General features: G+C 58.6%; 21 protein-coding genes. 9 read left to right on the top strand and 12 right to left on the bottom strand.

Features of this window, described 5'->3' with window-relative positions; genetic code table 11:
- Positions 1–46 precede the first annotated feature (46 nt).
- Both H7C86_RS28390 and H7C86_RS28385 read right to left on the bottom strand, forming a co-directional pair.
- Positions 47–1,522, bottom strand: coding sequence for an MFS transporter (locus H7C86_RS28390; RefSeq protein ID WP_182262690.1), 1,476 nt, complete (start codon positions 1,520–1,522; stop codon positions 47–49).
- 1,534 nt (positions 1,523–3,056) lie between these two features.
- Positions 3,057–3,506, bottom strand: a complete 450-nt coding sequence (locus H7C86_RS28385) for a MarR family winged helix-turn-helix transcriptional regulator (RefSeq protein WP_182262689.1) — start codon at positions 3,504–3,506, stop codon at positions 3,057–3,059.
- 54 nt (positions 3,507–3,560) lie between these two features.
- On the opposite strand from H7C86_RS28385, the gene H7C86_RS28380 reads away from it, so the two are divergent.
- Both H7C86_RS28380 and H7C86_RS37975 read left to right on the top strand, forming a co-directional pair.
- Complete coding sequence (locus tag H7C86_RS28380) at positions 3,561–3,935, top strand: cupin domain-containing protein (RefSeq protein ID WP_182262688.1); 375 nt, start codon at positions 3,561–3,563, stop codon at positions 3,933–3,935.
- 223 nt (positions 3,936–4,158) lie between these two features.
- Positions 4,159–4,284 carry a transposase gene (locus H7C86_RS37975; RefSeq protein WP_182262687.1) on the top strand — a complete coding sequence of 42 codons (126 nt, stop codon included), beginning with the start codon at positions 4,159–4,161 and terminating at the stop codon, positions 4,282–4,284.
- 1,099 nt (positions 4,285–5,383) lie between these two features.
- On the opposite strand, the gene H7C86_RS28370 is transcribed toward H7C86_RS37975, so the two are convergent.
- Together H7C86_RS28370 and H7C86_RS28365 are read right to left on the bottom strand one after the other, a co-directional pair.
- On the bottom strand, positions 5,384–6,283 hold the full coding sequence (locus tag H7C86_RS28370) for a site-specific integrase (protein ID WP_182262686.1): 900 nt from the start codon (positions 6,281–6,283) through the stop codon (positions 5,384–5,386).
- A gap of 246 nt (positions 6,284–6,529) precedes the next feature.
- Complete coding sequence (locus H7C86_RS28365; RefSeq protein ID WP_095971867.1) at positions 6,530–6,706, bottom strand: AlpA family transcriptional regulator; 177 nt, start codon at positions 6,704–6,706, stop codon at positions 6,530–6,532.
- A gap of 131 nt (positions 6,707–6,837) precedes the next feature.
- Between H7C86_RS28365 and H7C86_RS28360 the strand changes: the two genes are divergently transcribed.
- The 3 genes from H7C86_RS28360 to H7C86_RS28350 all read left to right on the top strand — a co-directional run bounded on the left by H7C86_RS28360 (position 6,838) and on the right by H7C86_RS28350 (position 9,308).
- Positions 6,838–7,356: a hypothetical protein gene (locus H7C86_RS28360; protein ID WP_182262685.1), complete on the top strand. Its 519-nt coding sequence runs from the start codon at positions 6,838–6,840 to the stop codon at positions 7,354–7,356.
- Between the two features lie 375 nt (positions 7,357–7,731).
- Positions 7,732–8,721: an SMI1/KNR4 family protein gene (locus H7C86_RS28355; protein WP_182262684.1), complete on the top strand. Its 990-nt coding sequence runs from the start codon at positions 7,732–7,734 to the stop codon at positions 8,719–8,721.
- 134 nt (positions 8,722–8,855) lie between these two features.
- On the top strand, positions 8,856–9,308 hold the full coding sequence (locus H7C86_RS28350) for an HIT family protein (RefSeq protein ID WP_182262683.1): 453 nt from the start codon (positions 8,856–8,858) through the stop codon (positions 9,306–9,308).
- A gap of 175 nt (positions 9,309–9,483) precedes the next feature.
- On the opposite strand, the gene H7C86_RS28345 is transcribed toward H7C86_RS28350, so the two are convergent.
- A complete protein-coding gene (locus tag H7C86_RS28345) occupies positions 9,484–9,915 on the bottom strand; it encodes a hypothetical protein (protein ID WP_182262682.1) in 432 nt (143 codons plus the stop codon).
- 96 nt (positions 9,916–10,011) lie between these two features.
- On the opposite strand from H7C86_RS28345, the gene H7C86_RS28340 reads away from it, so the two are divergent.
- Together H7C86_RS28340 and H7C86_RS37450 are read left to right on the top strand one after the other, a co-directional pair.
- Positions 10,012–10,233, top strand: coding sequence for a DUF4177 domain-containing protein (locus H7C86_RS28340; RefSeq protein ID WP_095971864.1), 222 nt, complete (start codon positions 10,012–10,014; stop codon positions 10,231–10,233).
- A gap of 947 nt (positions 10,234–11,180) precedes the next feature.
- Entirely contained in the window at positions 11,181–11,306 is a 126-nt protein-coding gene (locus tag H7C86_RS37450) for a hypothetical protein (RefSeq protein ID WP_259349318.1), read from the top strand.
- Between the two features lie 111 nt (positions 11,307–11,417).
- On the opposite strand, the gene H7C86_RS28335 is transcribed toward H7C86_RS37450, so the two are convergent.
- The 5 genes from H7C86_RS28335 to H7C86_RS28325 all read right to left on the bottom strand — a co-directional run bounded on the left by H7C86_RS28335 (position 11,418) and on the right by H7C86_RS28325 (position 13,238).
- The gene (locus H7C86_RS28335; RefSeq protein WP_182262681.1) at positions 11,418–11,612 is read right to left on the bottom strand and encodes a hypothetical protein; all 195 of its coding nucleotides are present in this window, start codon (positions 11,610–11,612) and stop codon (positions 11,418–11,420) included.
- A gap of 430 nt (positions 11,613–12,042) precedes the next feature.
- The gene (locus H7C86_RS28330; RefSeq protein WP_182262680.1) at positions 12,043–12,336 is read right to left on the bottom strand and encodes a hypothetical protein; all 294 of its coding nucleotides are present in this window, start codon (positions 12,334–12,336) and stop codon (positions 12,043–12,045) included.
- Between the two features lie 400 nt (positions 12,337–12,736).
- Positions 12,737–12,865 carry a hypothetical protein gene (locus H7C86_RS37445; protein WP_259349317.1) on the bottom strand — a complete coding sequence of 43 codons (129 nt, stop codon included), beginning with the start codon at positions 12,863–12,865 and terminating at the stop codon, positions 12,737–12,739.
- Complete coding sequence (locus H7C86_RS37440; RefSeq protein ID WP_259349316.1) at positions 12,862–12,987, bottom strand: hypothetical protein; 126 nt, start codon at positions 12,985–12,987, stop codon at positions 12,862–12,864. Before H7C86_RS37440 ends, H7C86_RS37445 begins: the two co-directional genes overlap by 4 nt.
- Complete coding sequence (locus H7C86_RS28325; RefSeq protein WP_182262679.1) at positions 12,984–13,238, bottom strand: hypothetical protein; 255 nt, start codon at positions 13,236–13,238, stop codon at positions 12,984–12,986. Before H7C86_RS28325 ends, H7C86_RS37440 begins: the two co-directional genes overlap by 4 nt.
- Before the next feature lie 729 nt (positions 13,239–13,967).
- Here H7C86_RS28325 and H7C86_RS28320 point away from each other — a divergent pair.
- Positions 13,968–14,798, top strand: a complete 831-nt coding sequence (locus H7C86_RS28320) for a ParA family protein (RefSeq protein ID WP_182262678.1) — start codon at positions 13,968–13,970, stop codon at positions 14,796–14,798.
- A 16-nt stretch (positions 14,799–14,814) separates the two neighbouring features.
- A complete protein-coding gene (locus H7C86_RS28315) occupies positions 14,815–15,054 on the top strand; it encodes a hypothetical protein (protein ID WP_182262677.1) in 240 nt (79 codons plus the stop codon).
- 266 nt (positions 15,055–15,320) lie between these two features.
- Here H7C86_RS28315 and H7C86_RS28310 read toward each other — a convergent pair whose 3' ends face one another.
- Together H7C86_RS28310 and H7C86_RS28305 are read right to left on the bottom strand one after the other, a co-directional pair.
- Positions 15,321–15,794, bottom strand: a complete 474-nt coding sequence (locus H7C86_RS28310) for a hypothetical protein (RefSeq protein WP_182262676.1) — start codon at positions 15,792–15,794, stop codon at positions 15,321–15,323.
- Positions 15,795–16,066: 272 nt separating this feature from the next.
- Positions 16,067–16,618 (bottom strand): recombinase family protein, encoded by a 552-nt coding sequence (locus H7C86_RS28305; RefSeq protein WP_095971859.1) that lies wholly within the window; start codon positions 16,616–16,618, stop codon positions 16,067–16,069.
- Between the last annotated feature and the right edge of the window lie 465 nt (positions 16,619–17,083).

The raw sequence follows: 17,083 nt of genomic DNA, 5'->3' as shown, positions 1-17,083 counted from the left end.
CACTGAGATCTTAGGGACAGAAACCGGCAGGCGCGCGAGAAGATCATCAGGCCGATATCGATTCGGAATCAATCTCTTTCGCGACAGATTTGCCAGCCTGTCGGGCAGTGCGCAGAGTCGCCGCACAGACCAACGCACCGAGAGCTGCGATGAAGGCTGCGACAAACAGTGCCAACCGAAGTCCACTGACGAAGTCGTCCGGTGATCCGCCGGGCAGCATCGACTGCGCCGGAAGAAAGGCGCCGAGCACGGCAACCCCGACTGCGATGCCGGTCTGCCGGAACGCGTCGTTGATCCCTGCGGCCAATCCGGAATGGTTCGAAGTGCTTTCGCCCAGAACCAACCCACTCATGACGGGGTTGAACACCCCGGCCCCCACGCACGCGACAACAAATCCGGGAAGTATCGCGTACGGCGAACTGGTCACGTCGACGACGGTCATCATGACCAGCCCCACCGAGACGAGTAGAAGCGAGCACGTCAACGAGACCGAGACGGGGATGCGCCCGTCCAATTTCGCGGTGGCACCCGCGACGACGAACATCGCTATCGTCGCCGGTAGATACACCAGGCCGGCGTCCACGGGAGACAGATGCAGCACGTTCTGCAGATAGATGGTCGTGTAGACGAACACCGCGAACAGGGAGGCAGAGATCGAGAACGCTGCGATCTGCGCTCCGGCGAAGGCCCGATTGGCGAGCAGATGCGGGGGCAGCATGGGCTCGGTGGTACGAAGCTCGTGCAGGGAGAAACCGCTCATGGCGGCCGCGGCGATCACCGCGGCGATCATCGGCTGCGGCTCGAACCACCCATCCTCGTTACCGCGTAACAAACCGAACACCAGAGCTGCCAGCCCGGTGGACACCAGAATCTGCCCGGGCACGTCCGCGCCGCGAGGTCGAGGATCGCGTGACTCGGGAACCCACCGCACCGTCATCGCCAGTGTGATCAACCCGATCGGAACGTTGATCAAAAAGATTGCGCGCCAATCCAACAACTCGGTAAGTAGCCCGCCCACCAGTGGGCCGACGGCAAACGCGCCCCCGATCGTGGCGCCGTATGCAGCCAGAGCAGTCGCGCGCTGGGGACCCTTCTCGAACACGTCCGCCAGCAAGGCAAGTGAGCAGGCGAAGAGCACTGCGCCGCCGATACCCTGAGCGGCCCGCGCGAGGTCGAGCACCCAGATGTTCGGCGCCAGAGCGCAGAACAGAGATGCCGTGGTGAACCACAGAATGCCGATGATGAAAACATGGCGTCGACCCCGTCGGTCTGCCCACGATCCGGCGCTGAGAACCACCGTCGCCAATGCCAGCGTGTACGCGTCGATCACCCATTGCAGGGCGCTGACTCCGGTATCGAGATCGGATGCGATCGACGGCAGGGCGGTGTTGACGACGGCGATGTCGAGCATGAGCATTGCGGTGCTCACGCATACTGCCAGCAGAGTGGCTCGTCGTACTGCGGTGTTTCGTACTGAGGTGTTTCGTACTGCGGTGTTCTTCGGGGTGATCGGTGCGGTCATGGCCCGTCCTGATGGTCGAAGGGGTGTGTACTCGGAACACCCTGCGCTCCGACGCTTGGGACATATCGGGCGAAACGCTTGGAACCCACATGGCACCCGATCGCAGACCGCGACACTCAATGCGAATGACTCTCAACGACTTACACTATTTAGGTATCATCTGAGTACGGAAGCCCACGACGAACAGCGGCGGATTCGATTCGTGATCTACCGGATTGAGCGTCCTGAACTAAGCACTCGATAGCACCTCTACCCGCAGCCGCGACAACGAACGATGCTGTTCGAGGCGAATGCCCTCAACAGAACCCGACAGAGCGGTCGCCACGTCGCCTACCCCAAATCCACAGATCGCCCTCAATGCCAGAATCTGTCTCTGCCGAATGGTGAGTGCATTCAGTCTGTCGGGAAAAGCCAGTGAACGCTCAACGTAGGCCGCGTGCCCTGCGACCTGATCAATGGTTCGCGCAGTCGTCTGATAGGCCAACTGCAATATTGATCCCACCCGCGCCGATCGCAATCCGAGCGAATCGAATATTTCACAACAACTTCGATTCGCAGCCTCTGCAACATATTCCGCGGAGAGCGATACGGAGCACAGCATAGTCACGACCGACCGTACCGCGTCGAAATGATCCTCAGCCTGCATATCAATGCCACTATCTGCCGACCGAGCAAGAATGTCTCGGTGTCGGTTTCGATCGTGCGTCCCCTGCATACTCTTTCTCCTCCTGGCGGCGCACAGATACGCTGCCCTGTCGTCACAAATAGATGAGTTTCTGCGAGGCCATACATCCCGGCCCGCCTCCCGCGTGAAATTCAGCACCTGTACGTCAAGAGGACTAATGCCTCACCACCCCGCAGATCTTGACTCCACGGCAACGCGTCGACGACGCCGTCGACGTTCTCAGTCCAAGAATTCGGGCAGCGCCCGTTTCAAAGATGAAGTAGTTCTGTTGCAGCCCAACTCTGATTCTCGCCGCCGAATTGCTTTCACAGCTGCGCTTCATGCGTGAGCACCAGCGCGTCGGCCGACTTGACCTCCCGGAGAGATCACGATCGTCATGGAGCCCCTGTGTGAAGACATCGCACATCGGAACCCTCAGGTTCCACCCACTCTCAATCCGGCGCCAAGTGCACAATTGATCTGTGCATTCAACAAGCACCAAGTCATTTTCGGTACCCAACCTTGGAGCGCGCTTGGTTTTCGCTTGGACTTAGGTGACGAGAGCGAGTCAGTTCCCGATCGACCAGTCCTGCTTTGCGATCGACGAAGTGCGGCCCACTTGTGCGGTCATCCGCAAAGGCACCGGTTTGTCCAACCGAAGTGACCGAACAAAGCCAGAGCCGATCTGTTCGCCAGGTGTGGAACTAGCGGAGAGCATCTGCCGTTGGCCATGACCTTCAAATGACAATGCCCAGCCAGAATCGACAATGCTCCACCAGATCGCAATCGTTACGGATCGCCGACGCGTTGATGCGTCACCCTCGGGCCTAATACAAGGCGCGAGGGCGCTGCGGCCAAAGCCTATTCGGGTCACCAGACTGGGCGCGGCGTGCCGTCTCTCCCAATCTCCTCGAGCGCGAGCACCAGCGATGCCATCGTGTCCGCGCCAAGTGTCGTGCTCGCCGCTTTCCAACGGAAGAGTGCTGCGTTGGTAGCCGCAGTGGTCACGTCGGCGCCGGCGGAGGTGAGCCGAACGAGCTGCGAACGGCGGTCGTATCGGTGGGGCTGCTTGCTCACATATCCGGATGCGACCAACTCGTCGACCATCACGGCTGCGGATTGTTTAGTGATACCAAGGTAGGCGGCAATTTCGCTGACAGTGGCCCCGTCGCCGGCCACCCGCAAAAATAACAAGCCATGCGCCGGTCGTAGCGACGAATGCCCCTCCGCGAGGACTGCGGAATTGATCTGCTCGGCCAGGGCGGACGCGCTGCGCATCAGCAACATCAGCAGATCGGCGCGTGGTTCGTCCCTTGACATGTCGTCAGTCTACCTGTCCAATAAAGACAGTTAAACTGACGAAGGGAACTTGACATGCCGATCCGAAAAAGCGGGGATCACTACACCCACCAAATGCACGGCGCACAATTCCACTCCTATGTGGCACCCTCCCGCGGTAGTCGACAGCTGTGCGCCTGGCGTACCGAACTGGAGCCCGGTAATATCGGCGCACCGCACACGGTCTCGCACGAGGAGGTCTTTCTCGTACTTCACGGCTCGCCCGTGATCACCCTGGATGACAATCGAGTTCAACTCTCAGTTGGAGATGTCGTACTGGTTCCGGAGTCGGCGACGGTTCAGCTCGACAACCCGAGCGACAGCGCTGCCGCGTTGTGGGTGACGACATCGGTGGGCTTGACCGCCGTCACTGCCGAGGGCGGAACCATAACGCCTCCTTGGACGTGTTAGCGAGATCGCGTCCAACAGGTCCGGAACACTCCCACCATCCGGCACGGCACCAACACGGCAGTCCGAAAGACGTAGAAGCATGTTGGCGGTCAGCATGAACGGGCAACGAGCACCAAGAGATTCAGGTATCGACGTCTCATCCGAGGAGGAGAAGGGCGGCTGGTTGACGTTATTCCGCGCACTCGAGGCTGCGGCCTGAACGGGGTCAAGTTGGCGACCTCCGATGTCCACGCAAGCCTTTCTTGTGGCGGCGATCGGCGCCACCTTTCTCGGCGCGTCATGGCAACGGTGCCGCGCCCACTTCGCGGTCAGTCTCATGTCGATCGCCCAAAAGGCGCGGAGGCCGTAAGTGAAGATGATGTTGCATTCTATCCGCAATCAACCAGACCGGAAAGGTGTTGAGGAACAGTAGGATCGGATGGGACTACCCCGCGAATATTCCGCACCACTTGGGGGATAGCACCGCACGTCGGCAGGATTTGCGAGTGAGCTGCCATTCACGGTTAGGAGTTCAAGCCAGTCGGCCGTACCTACCACGTTGTCGGGCTGCCCCGGCGCAGGTACTTCAACGGTCATCACCCCGGTCAACCTGCATCGGACGTGATCGCTTCACCCTGCTCGTCAGGTTCAATCCTCGTCAACACCAGACTCATTCGATACCGGCCATCTCGCATGAGATCCTCAATTCGCAGCGGTTCCCCAAACTTGACAAGGTATGGCGCCAGCTGGGAATTACTTTCGAGGTCGAGGAGTTCGATCCCTCGCCCGACTGGTTTGATGAATACTGTCCCGCGGTACTCGAGAGCGTCACATGACCAGAGTGCGAGCTTGGATTCCGCAGCGTCAGAAGTTCCGTCAGTCATGGTCAAACCCGTTGTAGATCGTCTTTCGGTCGGCCACCTTGACAGCCTCCATTCTCGAATCATCCTGTGATGCGCTGACGTTGGGTGTGTAACCAGTGTATCCACCAGTGCGAGATCCCAGACGGACTAAAGGCCTTCTTGATCTGGACCCCCCATGGCCTGAGCCCAATTTCCGCTGACCGCTTGTCCGCTCCACGACGAGTGGCCCCTCACGCTTGAACGCGTGAGGAGCTGTTCGTTGACCTCCCAGCCATTGATCAGACGGCTAGGAAGCTCCCGGAGCCCGGTCCCTGGGATTGCCAGCACTGCATCGGGATGAGGTTGGTTTGCGTCGGACTCTCACTGATAACGACGAATTCTGATCACCGGAATTGCTTACACACGTGGTCGCCAGGAATTGTTCACGATGCCCTACAAAGAACAGGCTCACGGAATCGGCAGTCTCGGCAGAGGCGAACCCGCAGACTCGCTGTTCACACCCGATTCAGATCTGGGATGCGTTGCGCGACTTGATTCCGTGCACTTCAGAACCATCAGAACGCAGCGCTGTCGACTGCGGTCTAGAAACCAAACCCAACGGTAAAATCACTGGAGATCAAGTAGATTGACCGCATCGGCATAGTCAGACCGGGCTACGCGGACGTATCGATCGGTCGTCGAAATTGATGCGTGTCCTGCCCAGTCGCGGACCACAGTGAGCGGAACTCCGGATCGGAGCCATCCCACAATTGCTGTCGCCCGCAGGTCATGCCAGACAAATTCTGGATGACCCAAACTGGTGACGATCTCCTTGAATCCTGTGCGGGCGATGACATTCCCGTGATGAAGTGAACTTCCCCGAGGTCCCCGCCACAACGACTCAGCGCGAGACCCCATCACATCGATGCGCCGATTCAGGGTCGGCACCAGCGACGCAGGTAGCGGAGCAGACCGAATCTTGCCCGACTTCGGTGGACCTAGTACTCGGTTTCTACCGGTGCCGGACCATGCCTGCTGAACCCGGATCACTCTGTCTTCGAAACTGATATCCGACGGGCGAAGCGCTAGAAGCTCACCCACACGCACCCCGGTCAGTACCGCGACTGACGCGAGATCTGAGTAAAGCTCATCGCGCCTCTGCAACTCGCCCAGCAGTTGATCGATCTCAACCCGAGCCAGAGTGTGTACTTCTCGACGCAATTCCCGAGGCGGTTTCTTAGCACTCAACACCGGATTGCCTTGCAACACGCCCTGCTTGATCGCATGAGCGCAGAGCCTGCTGAGGAAACTGCGGGTGCCCATCACGACTGTCCGTGACACACCCACAGCCCATCTGGCCTGCGCACGCTCCACCATGGCCGAATTCAGATCTCCAATCCTGACGTCACCCAGTGTGGGAATCACCCGTATCGACAGATGTCCTCGAAAATTGGCGATATTCTGATCACTCGACAAGCCGTACACGATCTCGGACCAATATCTGTCCGCGTAGCTCGCGATAGACATCAGACCAATCTTGTCTTCTCGTGCCGTCCTCCCCCGATTCGCGTCCAGCCATTCATCAGCCTGCCATTTGAAGTCGAACGTCTTGGTGGGTTGGCGAATCTGTTTGCCAGAGACAGGATCTCTCACCACATAGCGCGCCTTCCATCGGCCGTTCGGCATCTTGGCAGGGTTGGTGGACCTTCTACCTGCCATACCGTACGAACCCGGCGCTGAATCCTTGACCCAACATGACCTGAGGTAGATCCATCAGGCCACCCGCTCTTCTACGAACGCCTCAACATCTGCCGGCCTGAAACGCCGTGAACGTGCCCCGAGCATCACACACCGGATCTGCCTCTCCCTCGCCAGCTTGTCCACAGACCACTCCGAGATCCCCAAGTACTCCGCAACCTGGGAAGACTTCCACAACGCCAGCTCTTCCATCCTCACTCCACTCTCGATTTCTTGTCCACAAAGTAGCAACCAGCTACGAACACTAGCCCTCTCTTCGCTACTTTGTCCACACCCATTAACGCTGCTACGTGAAGTGTCGGCAATCGACTAACATCGCAGGCATGGAATTGATCGCCCGCAGTGTGCTTGCAGACCGGCTTGGGATGACCCGGAAAGCTGTACAAAACTTGATCGACACAGGCCTGGTCCGCGACATTGTCACGAGCGGACGCAATGTCTACGTCACGGCGGAAGAAGCAGACCGACTAGAGTCCACCCCCTTTGTGCCGGAAGACCATCCAGTGGCTTTGATGGTGAAGGTTGCAGCAGCCATCAAGGATCCAAATGACGACGAACGTCCATGGCAAGGATGGAACAAAGACGTCGACGCCCAAGATCCTGATCAGATTCTCGGCGTCGGACGTTGGTGGCAAGTCCGAGATCCGGACCGCTACGTGGGCAATCTGTTGATACCGATCGCCGCTGGATTTGTCCTTGCGGTCTACCGTGTCAAGGGATACCGAACCGGACCGGGAAAGCTACGAGCATTCGATCTCGAAGTCGCATCTGCGGACGAAGCCAAACCGTTTGAAGGACACCGTTTTCCCCTTCAGCAAGGCAGCTTCACAGATCCGCGATAGATCGTGTGAATTTGCTTCCGGCACACATCGAATCAGCTCGCCGGAGTGTGTCGACCAGGCCAGAACCGATACGGATGGCAGTTCGATGACTGTCTCGGACATGGATGATTCTCGGCTCCCTGTCGAAAGGGCAGATATCCACATCTTCTGGTGCGGTCGGCTCAGATTGTCATTCAGCGCGCACCCAAACCGAACCCTCCAACCCGTCTGACCTTCGGCGCCTGTCCCGGTCGAACGGTCTACCAAGCGGGGCACATGCCTCGAATACCTCCACTACGAGCGACGAGGGGTGTCCGACTGTGTCGCCCCGATCGACTGAGACAATCTCTCAGAACGGATAATTGGATTCCCGTACCGGATGAAAGAGAGTGCTCCGTGACCTATTGGGCAGTTGCTCGGCAAGGCTCGGGTTCCGGCGAAGTTCTGGTGCGCGATGGTTACGTCGTCGGTGATGATGCTGCGATCGCACAGATCGCCGAGGCAGGGGTGCAGTTAGCTGCGACCGAGGACGGATCGCGGCCGATGATCTGGGTGTCGTTGGGAAGCGCGCATGCCCGTGTGCCGGGAATCGGCGATCACAGTCTTGACCGCGCCGCACTCAAAGCCGAGATCCGCCGGTGCGTCACCGAGGAAGAGAACGCACAGCGGCGCGCTGCTGTCGAGGCGATGATCGAGGGTTCTTCGCACGCTCGACCCGCCGCACATTCAAGGGCGGCGGGTTCGGTTCGTGATCAGTGGAGCCGCATCTCCGATTGGCTGCGAGTCCACTTCCCCGGCACGACGATCACCGGCGCCGACCGCGACAGTGTCGACGCCGCGATGGCGAAGACGGGACAAAGGTGGCCGGCCGAGTTGATCGAGCTGTACACCTTGGTCGACGGAGTTTCCGACAAGAGGCTGCTGGGGTTGCTCCACCGTTTCGCGTTTCTCACGTTGGACGATGTCCTTTGGCAGTGGGAGTCATCTATCCAGATTTGGGACGAGAGTGCTCGCTTGTACGGCGACGGACCGGTGGATGCGCCCGCCGGGGCAGGATTTCAAGCCGACACCTTCATCCCGGCCTTCGTGCCCTTCGCGGGGATGGACGGAAACTTCCTGTGCGTCGACACCCGCCCTGGTCCCATGCACGGTTGCGTAACCGAATTCGACAAGTCCGGGGCAGACGAACCCGGTCCACGGTGGGTCTCGATCAGCGCCATGCTGACTGACCTCGCCGACAGCCTGACGACCTCGCAGGCGTTCGACGACGGCTGGTATTGGACGACAGACAACGGAGCCCTCGAATGGGAACCTGACCGTACCTGGGGACTCAGACAGCTCGCTGCAAGCCAACTCTCACGCCCCGCGACTGAATCGTCCAACTAAACAAAGTGCCGCCTGGACTGCCCTTCCAGAATTGAATCGGCGTTTCCCGCTGGAGTCCGAGTGCGGTTTGATCCCTTGCCCTTCTGGCAAGGCGAGGGACCGCGACTACGTTGCCGGAGCTAGACTCCCTGGACATGACCGATCTGTGCCTGTTCTGCGGCATCATTGCCGGCACCGTCCCGAGCGTGAAAGTTGCCGAGGACGAAACGACCTTCGCTTTCATGGATATCAATCCAGGCTCGGACGGTCACATACTGGTCATTCCCAAGCGGCACAGCAAAGATCTGTTCGAGATTCCTGCCGAAGACCTGACTGCAGTCACACTGGCAGCGCAGCGGATCGCCAAGGCAGCGGTCGCGGAGTTCGGTGCAGACGGGGTGAACCTACTCAACTGCTGCGGTGCAGACGCCTGGCAGACAGTGTTCCACTTCCACCTGCACGTGATTCCGCGCTATCTCGACAAGACCAAGGACCGACTGGTGCTGCCCTGGCAACCGGGAACCCCAGGCGACTTGGAGGCGATCGACACTCTCGGCAGTCGGCTCTTCACCACCCTGGACGGGCAACTTTCCGAAGCCTTGGAATAACTCGGACGTGCACCGTCTCCGCGTAGACCGGTAGCTCAGGCGGACGCTGCGACAGTCGACTCCGGCCGACCGCAGTGTCCCCAGGCAGTTCCGAACCTACAAATATCCGGCGGCACGACCCACCAAAATGTTAAGGGAATCCGTACCTTTCGGGCGTATATGGCGCGAGATGCGATCACGCAGCGGCGACTGCGATGAAATCGATCACTTGAGGGTCTGCGTAGACCACATCATCGCCGGGTACGAACTCGAACGCATCCGGATACGAAATGTGAAGACTGTTCGGAACCGGACCGTTCTCGACTTCCGCCCACTGCAATCGGTGTTCATTCGAGAGACCGATCCACCATCGCTGTAGTGCAGCTAGAACACCGTCGACATAGTCCGCCACCGCCTCCGGCAGTCGAACGGACTCCGAGTTCGTCGATTCCGAAAACCAGGAAAGCGCCAGCTTGTGGCCCTTGGCGAGAACTTCGTCGACATACTTCTGCGGCACTTCTCCACGAGGGGCAGCAAAAAGAGCGCGGCGAGCGCGGCTTCCGAGAGCAGTGAACCAACTTGCGATTGGATCAATCGTCGGGACCGAAGCGTCGCTCTCGTTCATCATTCAACCATCCTAGATTTCTGGGGGCTCCCACCGAACAATCCGTGATCGTATTCACTTCCAGCCCTCACTCTTCTCGGAGCTATAGGCTCTCCGGCCATGGACAAGTGGCAATACTGGACCGAATCGATCAACATCACGGAGCGCTGGAATGCGAAGAAGCAGGCGGAGGCGATCGCCAAATTCAACGAATACCTCAACCATCTCGGCTCCCAAGGCTGGGAGCTGATCAGTTATCAAGAAGTGCTGATGACTGGCAACCTCACCGGAAACATCAAGGGACGGAACTACATGGCGATATTCAAGCGCAGAACGTCGTGAATCAAAGAGGCTGACGACAGTAGAACCGAACTGACCAGGCCCGTCAGAAAATGCAATCGGGATAGTTCAACGCTCAAGTATCTGTTACCTGACGAAGACTGGTAACCGAAATCTTCAACCCGTACATTTCCGATGGCGGCATCACCCGACTCCGTACTCGGGTATGGCGTAGCCCTGCCGACGCGATCTCCCCCAGACAGTCGGCGGGGCACCACAAACGGTGCGCCGCTTCCGCCTCGGTTCGCGGCGCACCCAGGGCCACCAGCGTGCTGATCACACACTCGCTGGTGGCCCTTGTCAGTAACACCCCCGGATCTCGAAGATGCCCGACGAGATTGAGGTTTGACCTTCCCCTCGCGCCGTAGACAGCGCCTGCGGTGGTTCGACGTCGATAACACGGTCAGCCCCACGAGCCAGCCGGCAGCGCTCGCTTCGACTGCGCCGACTAAGATCATTCACGGGTCGGGACCCGGACAGCGAGAGTTGTATTAGCCGATGAAGAACGGTGCATACTGCACACAATGCCGACGCTGCAGCAGTGTGGTTTACGACGGCCCATGGATCTCACCAGCCGAACGGCTGAGACTGCAGCAAGATCACCGAAGTTCCTGTCCCGCGGATGTCATTCCGATCCGAGAGCCACTCACTGCGTCGCCGCCAATTGCCGCTGTGAACTCGCACATCACGCGCCCGGCGCAATTGCGGCAGAGGGTAAAGTCGGAGATGAAAAGGCCCCATGGTTACGATACGGCTACCATTGCAGGTATGGTGGGATTGTAAACGTATAGCGCTACAGTTGTTCGTTTACCAGCCCTGACGGTCCCCTATCTTGTGTGGCCGTCAGGGCTACCCTGTTGGGAATTGAAGAACGCGGAAGCTAGTTACTCTCGGCAACTATCTGCGACCGGAAACCTGCAGAATCTAACGGGCCTCGAAACGGAGATGTCGTGAAACGAAAAGCACTGTGCCTCACAGCAGGAGCCCTCTTCGTCGCCTTTGTAACCCGATCACTCGGTTCACTGGCCGTGGCTCAGCCTTTCGGCGTTCCGTACGGGCATCGCCGGATCTACTAAGGAACCTGATCTACTCCCTTTCCAGTTCGACACCCACTCAGCTAAGCATCAACGAAAAAGCCCCCGATCTCACCGCTAAACGCGATGAGATCGGCGGTATTGTCATGTGGGTCAGACGATGGCGAACTTGGCACCGGCATACACCGTCGTGCCGAAGGTACTCACTCGCTGCACTTGAACCTTGACCAGATCCCCGGCAGCGAGTGAAATACCGGCGGTCACCCGCGCACGTAGGTCATAGGCGGACGTATTCGGTCCAGTCGCAACAACAGTGTCATTGACGAGTATTCCGTGCAGCCATTGCACTGTCCGATCGCACTGGCAAGACGCTGGTGACGATTGCGTTCGGATGTGCGGCCGGAACGCTGAACGCGTTGCCCGCCATCGCCGTTCCTGAGTTCGGCGTGAACACCACATCAGTCCATCCGTCGGTACCATCAGACCGCCGTGTGCCCCACTGAAAGCGGGGACGTTGAATCCATCCAGGCAGCGGCGCACTACGGAGGGAGACCGCATTGGTGCGGGCTTGGATTCCGTGGCCGACGCGTGAGCAGGACCGGCGGTGACTTACACCTGGATGGAGGTCCGTGCGCGTTGAGATCGCTGTGCCGAGTCACAATGACTGCAAGGCGTTTTGTCGGCGACATCCAGACGCACCCCTGGACGACAACGACGCGAGGCGGACTCTCCACCAACTACTCGCGCCACGGCGCCTAGCGTTGGGCGAGAGGTGCGGCTAAGCGTTAGAGCAACTCGACGCGAGCTGAGTCCGCTTCTGCGTGATCAGCGGGTCGAGAACATTCAGGTACTCCCAGATGTAGATGCCATACCAATCGGCCCCGTTCTGGTACCCCTCACGCACGATCCGGCGATTCGGAAGCCAGCCACGCTCAATCTGACGTACCCAATAGGCGCAGCGAGCGGACAGCTGAGACGGAGCGAACAACCAGTATTCCTCGGCGTCTGAAACCTTTGCAGGCTTGGGCCTTTCGAGGATCATCCAGCGTCGATTATCGCTGCCAGTCTTCATGCTGTCGCCTTCCTGGCTAGAACAGTTACGTCCAGATGCGCGTCGAGCATCTCACCCGTCAAGAATACTTCCGTTCTCGACAGCACTCCGAACCGCCTGGCCTTGAGGTATTTGTTCTTCCGCAGTGAGTCATCTCGATTGGCTGTCAGCCAGCGATACTCCGGATACTGACATGCGTGCAACTCGGCGACCTGGACGAGTCCGGCGCGGCGCGCAGTGAGGGGATGGGGACGATATAACCTAGAGTGGCGACCGGCGGGGTTGGTGTTCTGGGTGGATGATCGGCCCCGCCACTCGCCAAATGGGAGCGACTTTGTGCGCGTTGATTTCTGGAGCACTCGGCCGGTGATGTGCGGCTGGTGCGTCGACAGATCCAGGCGCGCCCCTGGACGACGTGATGCTAGTTCGTGTCGGGGGCTTTGTTGCGGATGACGTTGTTGATCAGTTCGACCCAGCCGGCGTCTATGTCGGGGGCAACTGTTTGTTCGGCGCGGGCGCGGATCTCGGCGCGCAGTTCGTCTTCTGTCATGCGGCTGTCGGTTCGTCTTGTTGGCAGAGGACGTGAATCGGTGTGGGGTAGCCGGTTACGAGGGCAGCGGCAATGAGAAGTTTCTCATCGTGATTTGCTGCGGCGATGGTGTTGGTGTTCACAGGCCTTTATTACCAGATCTAAGCATTTCGCTAGATTCAGGTCTGGCTAGCGAGGTGGGTTCGGCTCGTTCGCTGATTGCATCTTCGGTCGACGGTGTGGTGAATATGCGGTTGACGAGGGCGTCGCGTAGTTCATCGCGTTCATTCAGGGCGGCGTCGAGCGCATCGAGGACGTCGACCAGCACGTCGTCGCCGTAGCTCTGCGCGTTCTTTCGAAGATGGGCGCGTCCTTGCGGGCTGAGATCGGTCACGTGCAGCTCTCCTGGCATCGATGTCTTTACCAGTTTATTACTAGCCTTGTCTCGCGTGGCCGTTTGGTGCTTCGATGTCCGATACGCGAATGTGCGGGTGGTCGATTTCGACACTGCCCGCACAACGCGCACAGCGTATACCGTTGGCTAGATTTGGAGCATATTGAATCTACGGCGGGCCTGACGACGCGCCGACCACAGCAGGTTACAGAATGCAACGGGACTACACCTTCAACTACCCTGCCGGCAGCGAAGTAGTCAGATATCAAGCCAGACACATACAGTCCTATGAGCAGCTACTTGTCAACAACTCAAATTGTGATCTTGCCTTCAATCACAGCCTCCATGAGCTCGGAACTGGATAGTTACAATCCACGCGTGCACCCGTAGCTGGACAGCCCAGGCCGCCGCCACGCTGGCATCCCGATCATCATCACAATCCATTCGGTGGTGGGATGAGTGAACCTCGGCTTCGGATAGTTCGACCACACAGAATCCCGGTTGTTAGCAAGTCGACTTGCTAAGAACCGGGATTTCTCATGCACCGACTCCTGCGGATCAGGCAGGCAATCGCCTCTATTCGACCGTTGTGGCCACTTGTTGAGCTGTTAGCTCTCCAGCCTGTTCACATGCTCACGTCTTCACTACATGGCAAGTTAACAATTCGATACGCTTAGACGATAGAAACCACTGGTAAGAGCTGGTTTTCCATCAAATTAGTGGAGTCAGATGACCAAGACTATTGCGTTCGCCAATCAGAAAGGCGGAGTCGGGAAAACAACCACAACCGTGAACATCGCACGCGCGGCGATCACCGATCACGGACTCAAGGTTCTCGTGGTCGATGCTGACCCGCAGGGCAACGCAACCAAGGTCCTGGCACCCAAACATCAAGGTCCCCTCGATTGTTCACTCGCCACGGTCCTGAACAAGTCGAATAGCTCACCGATGTCCGACGCGATACGGGTTTCCGAGTGGGCAAACCTGGATGTCGTCCCAGCCGGCGGCGACGATCTTGCCGATGCAGCGCAAAGCCTGGTCACCATGAAGGCTGGCAGGGAGAGCCGGCTGAAGAAGGCAATCGCGGACATCTCCGATCGGTACGACCTCATTCTGATCGATTGCCCTCCGAGCCTGGACCAGTTGCCTATCAACGCATTCACTGCAGCAGACGCCATAGTGGTAGTCGCAGAACTCGGCCAGTTCGCCCTCGACGGCTTGGATCGCCTCCTCGACACCGTCGAGATAATCCAGGAGTACACGAATCCCAAGCTCACGATTGCGGCCGCCATCGTGAACGGGGTGCAGAAGACAAAGCGGATGGATCACTGGATGAGCGAACTGCAGGGTGCACTGATAAACCTTCCGGCACCCGTGTCTCTTCTCTCCCCACCTGTTCAACGGGCAAGCTTCATCGCTGAGGCTCAAGAGTCCGGCCGAGGTCTGGATACATGGGGCACAGTCAAAGCGAGAGTTCTTCACCAGACATACGCCGACTATCTGACCTCGATCCTGCATTCAATCGATAACGGGGAGAACCGAAATGCCGCCGAAGTATGAACCGCAAGCAAGTACATTGAGCTCTCGCCGACGGAGCGCGCATCCGGCAATTCCCGCGGAGAACCGCGAAGCGATTACCCTCAACTCCACCGATTCCGCTCTCAGCCTGACCGACGACCCCGATGCCCAAACTGTCCAGGTATCGGCCCGAGTGACGAAAGCCCGTCGTGCAGCCTTCAAGGCGAAGCTCGCTCAACTGGGGACGACGATGGACGCCGAGTTCAACAGGTGCATCGATGAAGTGCTGGCAAGGTAACAAGCTAGCAAGGGCCCAACTTCACTTGAAGACCAATTAGCTTGCCCCAAAATGGGTTACCGGGAAAGTCACTCGGCAGCGAAAGTAGCCTCGCGAACCTGCGGGCGCCCCGGACTCTCGTAAAGTCCGGGGCGAACGATGCGCATTTCGGCGGAGCCAATGGAAGTTCCCCAACGAATTGCGCCAACCGTCCAGCGGGTCGGTACCAATAGACTCGCTAAGAAGAAGCTAGCCGGGGAAGACTTGGAGTAACAATCAGGATCGACTCATTCCGGTTGCACCCCATGCCTTCTCAATATCTCCGCGAACGGATCCCCAGGCTTGGCCTTCCGCTTGGCCTTCGCCGGCCCGAGACGATCGAGGTAGATGACGATTGCATCGGAAACGCCACGGTCTGTCGTGTCTGCCGGGCCGACCACCGAATAGGCATCTGCGATCGCGGCGCTGGTTCCACCCCAATCTCGGACCGTCTGAGCACAATCGAACTCGATCCTATCCAAACCCTGATCTCCCGCGGCGACCATCTTGGCGAGGAGGAACCGGACCACTCTGGCCGTCATGGCGCGATCAACATCCGAGGGCCGCAGTCGCTTCAGTGATTTGTAGATTGCGAGGAAGTCATCGTTGCCGCTCTCCTCGACGACCTCGAGAACTGCTTCATTCAGTTCACCACTCAATCTGTTTCGAATCGTGCGCGTCCGACCGTGGATGGTTCGCTTGTCTTCGTCGGTCAGGTACATGTTGGACTCCTCGCTACTCGGATCGTCGGCGTGTACGGGAAACGGATTTCTCGCGCGCGCGGGGGACGAAGTCAAGCTATACGGCAGCCCGGACAGATCTCTCTGAAAGCTATTGCAGTGCTTGACATATAGATGATTCATCGATAGGCGATGATCTCTTGCGCCCCTAGATCGCGTTGACGCGCCGACCTGGAATCGGCGACGTCTCGTCTAGAAGACTTCGAGATCAGGCGTCAGAACGCCATTCAGGGCGTCCGCTGTCGCCAGCCCGATCACTTCGCCAGATTCCGATACAACGTACTGCGCGCCACGTTGAGAACCTCAGCTATCTCCCCCATGGGAACTCCCTCGCCTCGCATCTTGATCGCCAGACGTCGCTTCGCCACAGATAGCGCGGCTGGACGTCCACCGATGCGACCGCGATCGCGGGCCGCAGCCAACCCAGCCATGGTTCTTTCTTTGATGAGACTGCGTTCGAATTCAGCGAGAGCCCCGAAGATGTGAAAGATCAACGTGCCTCCCGACGTTGAAGTGTCGATCGACTCAGTCAGTGACTTGAACGAGACTCCACGACTTTTCAGTTGCTCGACAGTATCTATCAGATGAGGGAGCGAACGACCGAGCCGATCGAGCCGCCAAACCACCAGGGTGTCTCCTTCCCTGAGCGTATCCAAAAGCTTGGCCAATTCTGGCCTGTCAGATCTCGCCCCTGAAGCCGTGTCGGTCCAGACCCTGAAACAACCGGCGGCGCTGAGAGCGTCCTCCTGCAGATCGGCATTCTGTTCCGAGGTTGACACCCGCGCATACCCCAACAAAGCGCTCACGCGATGCCTCTGTCCCAGAACTCAACCGATGCACTATGTTTCGAGACAGTGCGAATGAGACGGGTTTTTGAGACTCCAAACTCGCTAGTGAGCGAGCTACCCAAACCATCTGTAGATCGAGTCTCTGAATCGTTCGTTTTCGAGATGCCCATTCCGGAGCTCCCTTTCTCTTGATGACCGCTGACTGGTTTGCATTGCATGGATTGTGCGTGCGCGTGCGTCATGCATCGAACAAAATCACCGAAACCCCTTCCACACTCAGACGAAAACCGGGGAATCAATTGCAGCACAGTTTGTTTGAGCCTAACCTAGTCGGAACCCAGCGCGCGCGTTGCGAACCATCCGATTCACGCTATCGTTGACGTCGCGTACTCGTCCCGGATGGATGGTGTGCAGGCCCCGCCGAAGCAAGTGAGGTTCACCCCGGATGGTGGACACCGAGATAGCGGGACCGAGGGTTCCGCT

The organism is Rhodococcus sp. UFZ-B548 (assembly GCF_903819475.1).
GTDB lineage: Bacteria > Actinomycetota > Actinomycetes > Mycobacteriales > Mycobacteriaceae > Rhodococcus_F > Rhodococcus_F erythropolis.
This window is presented reverse-complemented; position numbering and strand designations above follow the sequence as displayed.

What these genes read in the sequence shown, in the direction of transcription:
- H7C86_RS28390 (WP_182262690.1), bottom strand. Translation starts at nt 1,522, where the DNA reads ATGACCGCACCGATCACCCCGAAGAACACCGCAGTACGAAACACCTCA.
- H7C86_RS28385 (WP_182262689.1), bottom strand. Translation starts at nt 3,506, where the DNA reads ATGTCAAGGGACGAACCACGCGCCGATCTGCTGATGTTGCTGATGCGC.
- H7C86_RS28380 (WP_182262688.1), top strand. Translation starts at nt 3,561, where the DNA reads ATGCCGATCCGAAAAAGCGGGGATCACTACACCCACCAAATGCACGGC.
- H7C86_RS37975 (WP_182262687.1), top strand. Translation starts at nt 4,159, where the DNA reads ATGTCCACGCAAGCCTTTCTTGTGGCGGCGATCGGCGCCACCTTTCTC.
- H7C86_RS28370 (WP_182262686.1), bottom strand. Translation starts at nt 6,283, where the DNA reads ATGTCTATCGCGAGCTACGCGGACAGATATTGGTCCGAGATCGTGTAC.
- H7C86_RS28365 (WP_095971867.1), bottom strand. Translation starts at nt 6,706, where the DNA reads ATGGAAGAGCTGGCGTTGTGGAAGTCTTCCCAGGTTGCGGAGTACTTG.
- H7C86_RS28360 (WP_182262685.1), top strand. Translation starts at nt 6,838, where the DNA reads ATGGAATTGATCGCCCGCAGTGTGCTTGCAGACCGGCTTGGGATGACC.
- H7C86_RS28350 (WP_182262683.1), top strand. Translation starts at nt 8,856, where the DNA reads ATGACCGATCTGTGCCTGTTCTGCGGCATCATTGCCGGCACCGTCCCG.
- H7C86_RS28345 (WP_182262682.1), bottom strand. Translation starts at nt 9,915, where the DNA reads ATGATGAACGAGAGCGACGCTTCGGTCCCGACGATTGATCCAATCGCA.
- H7C86_RS28340 (WP_095971864.1), top strand. Translation starts at nt 10,012, where the DNA reads ATGGACAAGTGGCAATACTGGACCGAATCGATCAACATCACGGAGCGC.
- H7C86_RS28330 (WP_182262680.1), bottom strand. Translation starts at nt 12,336, where the DNA reads ATGAAGACTGGCAGCGATAATCGACGCTGGATGATCCTCGAAAGGCCC.
- H7C86_RS37445 (WP_259349317.1), bottom strand. Translation starts at nt 12,865, where the DNA reads ATGACAGAAGACGAACTGCGCGCCGAGATCCGCGCCCGCGCCGAACAA.
- H7C86_RS28320 (WP_182262678.1), top strand. Translation starts at nt 13,968, where the DNA reads ATGACCAAGACTATTGCGTTCGCCAATCAGAAAGGCGGAGTCGGGAAA.
- H7C86_RS28310 (WP_182262676.1), bottom strand. Translation starts at nt 15,794, where the DNA reads ATGTACCTGACCGACGAAGACAAGCGAACCATCCACGGTCGGACGCGC.